The following is a 1,006-nucleotide window of genomic DNA, read 5'->3' as shown; positions in this document are numbered from 1 at the left end:
CCCCGGCGCGGGCTCGCCCCGGCGGCGGTTCGCATTCGCCGCGGCGGGCGCGGTCTCCCTGGCGGCCTTCGCGCTCAGCGGCGCGCTGCCGCTGGAGGCGGCGGTCGACACGGCCGCGGGGCGCGGCGGGGGCGCGAACAGCCCGCTGACGGCCTCGCCGGCGGCGGAAGCGAGCAGCGCCGTGGGGCGTGAGCGGCCGGGTGCGGGGCGTGGGTCCCGGGACCGGGACGCGCTGCTCGGCGCCTTGCAGGGCCGGTCCACGCCGGCCGCGGCGTCGGCGGAGTTCTATCCCGCGGCGGCCTCCCTCCCGGTCACCTACGGTTCCCCCTTGGCCGGCGACGGCAGCGCGCGCCTGAGCCCCCTGATAGCCCCCGGCTCGTCCGGTCCTTCCGGGTCCGGTGCGGCGGTCTCCGGGCTCGGCACGGACGGAGGCACGGGCGCCGTTGCGGGGACGTCGGCGGGTGCCTCGCACGGGCTCCCCGGCGCGGGGACCGGAGCCGGCGGCGGTACGGACGGCTCGGCGGGCCCGTCCGGGCGCGGCCCGCTGCCCTCGGCGCTCGCCTCCCCGGCCTCGACGGGCACGCCGTATCCGGCGGCGCCGCTGCCTCCGCTGGAGCCGAAGCGGCCGCTGCTGACCCGGAGCGCCTCGGCAGCTCCCTGACATAGCGTCAGGCCGCGCGCCGGCCTCCGCCGTCACCAGGGCCCGACAGCCACCGGGCCCTGCGCGCGCCCGCCGCGAACCTGGTTGAATCGCGGCAGGGCCGCGTATCGCGCCATCAGCACGCCCAGGGGGGCGCGCGGCTCCGCACGCGGGCGAACTGTGGGGAGAACATGAACGAGGGCACGGCCTCCGGGCCCCACCACGAGGACCGTTCCGACGCGACCACCGGCCGCCGGGCCGAAGCGCCGCGGCCGTCTCCGGCGCCCGGCGCGGCACCCGGGCCGGCACCTTCGGAAACGCCGGACGAAACGATCATGCCGCAGCCGCAGCCGCAGCCGCAGCCGC

Annotated in this window: 1 pseudogene; it reads left to right on the top strand. The window is 80.0% G+C overall.

Going from position 1 to position 1,006, the window contains the following annotated elements:
* A pseudogene (locus tag ABT381_RS35840) lies at window positions 1–661 on the top strand (hypothetical protein); the annotation flags it as partial.
* Window positions 662–1,006 lie beyond the last annotated feature (345 nt).

It is taken from the genome of Streptomyces sp. NPDC000151, assembly GCF_040301705.1.
Lineage (GTDB): Bacteria > Actinomycetota > Actinomycetes > Streptomycetales > Streptomycetaceae > Streptomyces.
This window is presented reverse-complemented; position numbering and strand designations above follow the sequence as displayed.